Below are 4180 nucleotides of genomic sequence, written 5' to 3'. Positions count from 1 at the left end.
ACATTTGTCCAATCCAAGCTTACGTCATATGAATATCCTGCATGAGAACAGAGATATCATACTCATGGGGGTGTTACTTATGCCTTTAGCAGGGCAAACTATCGTTGCAAGCGATGAATTCACTTATATAGCAGCTGATCAACTCACAGCAATTAATTTAGCTGTAACAGGAGCCGCTGGCAACAGAGCTACCGTCATTTCTCAATATCCGGTCTGGCCAAATATCATTAAGTATAGTAATGATAATAGTGGATTTGCAGAGCCCAAATATATTTGGGATTCAACAACCACAGATAACCAGGTAAGAGCATTCGCTGCTTTTAGTGGTGGGATTGGTGGCGGTGAAAGCTCATTAACGGTAGACATTAATCTTACTGTATTTGCAGATAATGCTCATGTTGCACGTCTCGATGTCTACGATCTCTCAGGCCAGAATCCCGCTTTTATCACAACACTCACTCCTCCCGTATTGACTGACGGCAGTATGGATGCCAACACAGGATTGGTTGAAATTCTACCTTATAATTGGCAGAACATTCGCATTTATAACATATCCAGTAATCCGCTGCCAGCAGGAGGAATATACGGGATTCTCGCTTCGTTCACTGTCGTGAACTACTTGGGTCCTAAACCGCCTGTCACGCCTGGTAACCCAGCCGGTCTTATGTTCTACGCCAATATCAATTTTTTCAATTAGATATGTTTGTGGTATAGCCAGCCCCTCCACTGTCTTCCGACTTATATTAAGGAGTTCGTCCAGCAATCTGGAGGGGAACTCCTGGAACTTCCGGTCTTTCAAGTCGGCTAATGTCGGCTTACCCTTTCTCCTCCACTGGACTGCATATTCCTTTAAACGGTACGCACCAACTTGTATCCGGACACAAACCTGGATTTTCTTCACAAAGTAAGCTCGCATAATAAGGATTCTTTTTACTGAGATTTTTAAAATAACAGACAATCTCGTGATTGCGATTGGCCAAACTATTCAATTGAAAGGAGACCGGATACTTCGTCTTCACATGCTCATAGGTTATTCCGTCCTTCGTAAACGGAGGCGGATACGATCGTTCTGGCAAGGTTGGAATAATGTCATGAATATTGACAATGCGAATGCTGTTCTTAACCGTTAGATCGAATTTTGATGCAAACGCAGGGCTTGCGACACGTGGGCTTCCGTACGTATATACAATAGGTTTCGTAAAGGGAGTGTTAACTGCAATATCATAAGCAGCCAGTACGGCTAAGGCTCCTCCTAAACTATGGCCTGTCACAAATAGTGTTTTCGTTGGTGAAAGCTTGCTAAGTTCTCTGATCAACGCTTCCCTTGCTGAATGATAGATACATGTGAATCCGCGATGAGTACGTCCAGATTCGGGGACAAAAGGATACGGAATCTGATATAAATCTTGATCCGACTCGTTGTCCTTAAATGTTCGGGTTCCTCTGAAGACGACAATGAGTCGATGACTGGATTGCGCAATATAACCGAACACTTCCTCCTCCGGCTCTTCAACGCCAGCAAGAGCACGAATGATCAATGATACGGAAAATCCCTTGGGGAGTACAAATGGTTCTTGTGCAAATAGTTGATAGGCCTGATGGATCATGGTTGATAGCAAGATGGCGTCTTCTGCGTCAAAATGGTGTTCTAATTTGGATTCTTTCATTAGGCAGCTCCCTTTTCTCATCAAATCTTCATCCTCTAGCATGTTCCCCCAAACGGAACACATATATCGAGATTGGGGCAAAAACCGGGATTATTGCTGCATAACATATCGGCGAAAACAGGGTCTTTCTCGCTGAGAGATGTAAAGTAACATGCAATACTGTCATTTCGAGTAACCGTATTCAGTTGAAAGGCAAGCGGGTACTTAGTTTTGACATGCTGATATCGTATCCCCTGCTTCGTAAAAGGAGGCGGATAATGCTGAGCAGGAAACGTAGGAAATGAATCATGAGTATTCACAATCCTAACTTTATTTCTAATCACATTGTTGAATTGGTTAGCGAAGCGCGGGTCTCCAATACGAGGGCTCCCGTACGTATATACAACAGGATTGTTAAACTTGGTGTTGACCGCAATATCCAACGCGGCAAGCGTGGCCAGAGCCCCGCCGTAGTTGTGGCCGGTAATATATAGTTGCTTTGTGGCTGAGAGCTTATTCAACTCATGAATTAATTTAGTTCTTGTTGAGCGATAGATACATGTAAATCCACGTGAGGTATTCCCGGCATTAGGAACGTAGGGATACTGTACCTGTAATATGTCATAGGCGGCTAACAGATCTTCAGGATAGGCCGCATATCCTCTGAACGCGATAATAATTTGATCTGGGGACTCTGCAATAAAACCAAATACGATTTTAGTAGGATTCTCAACATTTGCAAGTGCACGAATCGTATAGATAAGCTTATACTCCGATGGCAAGACAAGTGTTCCTTCTAAGTACAATGGATACGTCTGATAGCACATAGCAGCAAGCAAGATTGAAGTCTTGCTATGAAAAGATGACCCCATATCAATGATTCCCCTCTTATATCCAAGTCGATCATTTTTTATGATAACTTAATTATTAATAGGGTTAATGAACTTGATTCTCCCCTATTCTGAGTATATGCCCAGCTGATTGATATGGTGTTCTTCGTATATTTGTGAGGCCTGAGAAAATATGCTGAGTCCGCAAGTAGGTGAAATGGTGAAAATGCACATAGTTATGCTGCCAGAAACAAACTAATTGCCACAGAAAACATATAATGATATATTTTTAATGCATAGTAATTTATGGGTATAAATATGATGTTGTCACATGCACTACCCGTTTCCACTCGGATACTTCCTGCCCAATTACGCATCCACTTGAGACCTACCTCATGATCAACTATTGAACTAAAGGTATGCGTTCACGATAACGCAACTCGATTCCGAAATCCCTCACATTAACACCCAATCACCCAACGACAAGAATCAGCTACTGCTACTTCATGATGCCGCTCCCATTGCTCCAAAATACGTCTTTCACGATTTGGCAGTTTCATATGCATTTCTTTTCTGTCACCTTGGTCAACAGATCTATTCGTTATGCGGGGAACTGATATAAGCTCCTATGAGAGCTTATATATAATCAGCATATGAAGGAGGTGTGATTTGATTATTACAGCGGTTATACATTTTCAATAAAATGAATGAAATGGAGGAAATTCATGATGTCTACTTTATGTTCATCTGGAGCAAAACGGTTTAACTTTCTTTTTGCTGTCGGCACTGTGCTCGTGCTTCTCTTCGCGATGTCCCTCATACTCGGGGATAAGGCATTCGCACACGGTAACGTGACCAACAGCCGTGCAGGTCTTTGTGCAGACGGCGTCAATAAGAACTGTGGAGAGATTATTTATGAACCTTATAGCGTGGAAGGACTTAAGGGGTTCCCGGCGGGAGGCCCGGCCGATGGGAAAATTGCAAGTGGTGCTGTTGGCAGATTTGCTCCTCTTGACGAGCAATCTGCGACGCGTTGGACTAAGGTTAATTTAAGTCCAGGACCGACGACATTTAATTGGAAAATTAAAGTGCCTCACGCAACGACAAGCTGGAAATATTACATCACAAAGCAAAACTGGAATCCTAACGCACCGCTTACTCGCGACTCCTTCGATTTAACTCCTTTCTGCAACGTGCCTTACAACGGTAAATTACCAGGCAACACCTACTCCGACACTTGCAATGTTCCGAGCCGAACTGGGTATCAAGTCATTCTTGCAGTTTGGGAAATTTCTGATACCTTGAATGCCTTCTATAATGTCATTGACGTTAATTTTGGTGGGAACGTTGATAATGTAGCTCCGACTGCCCCAGCTGGTGCAGCGGCATCCAATATTGGGGCGACAAACGCAACGATCACTTGGAGTGCGTCCACAGACAACGTTGGCGTAACCGGCTACCGGATCTTTAACGGAGCCAACCAAATCGCAACGACAAACGGAGCGTTAACTGCCAACTTGACAGGTTTAACTTCGAATACTTCGTATACGATTACGGTAAAAGCAGTTGATGCCGCAGGAAATATTTCCGCAGCAAGCAATGCGGTAACCTTCACGACTCTTCCTGTGACCGGTCCGGATACAGTAGCCCCTACAGCGCCAAGCAGCCTTCACGTCATGGGCAGCTCAACTTCCACAACAGTTC

Annotated in this window: 4 protein-coding genes; 2 read left to right on the top strand and 2 right to left on the bottom strand. The window is 43.7% G+C overall.

The genetic code is table 11. The features are described 5' to 3' along the window. Window positions 1-697 (top strand): hypothetical protein (locus tag AZ66_RS27485; protein ID WP_231587074.1); only part of this gene is annotated, 697 nt, incomplete at its 5' end. Window positions 698-815: 118 nt separating this feature from the next. Here the strand turns inward: AZ66_RS27485 and AZ66_RS27480 are convergent. Together AZ66_RS27480 and AZ66_RS27475 are read right to left on the bottom strand one after the other, a co-directional pair. Beyond that, window positions 816-1667, bottom strand: coding sequence for a lipase family protein (locus AZ66_RS27480; protein WP_044357818.1), 852 nt, complete (start codon window positions 1665-1667; stop codon window positions 816-818). 35 nt (window positions 1668-1702) lie between these two features. Next, complete coding sequence (locus AZ66_RS27475; protein WP_044357817.1) at window positions 1703-2518, bottom strand: lipase family protein; 816 nt, start codon at window positions 2516-2518, stop codon at window positions 1703-1705. A gap of 683 nt (window positions 2519-3201) precedes the next feature. Here AZ66_RS27475 and AZ66_RS27470 point away from each other — a divergent pair. Continuing rightward, the coding region (locus AZ66_RS27470; protein WP_052648904.1) for a lytic polysaccharide monooxygenase at window positions 3202-4180 on the top strand (979 nt) is incomplete at its 3' end.

The organism is Paenibacillus sp. E194, from assembly GCF_000935845.1.
Lineage (GTDB): Bacteria > Bacillota > Bacilli > Paenibacillales > Paenibacillaceae > Paenibacillus_B > Paenibacillus_B alvei_B.
This window is presented reverse-complemented; position numbering and strand designations above follow the sequence as displayed.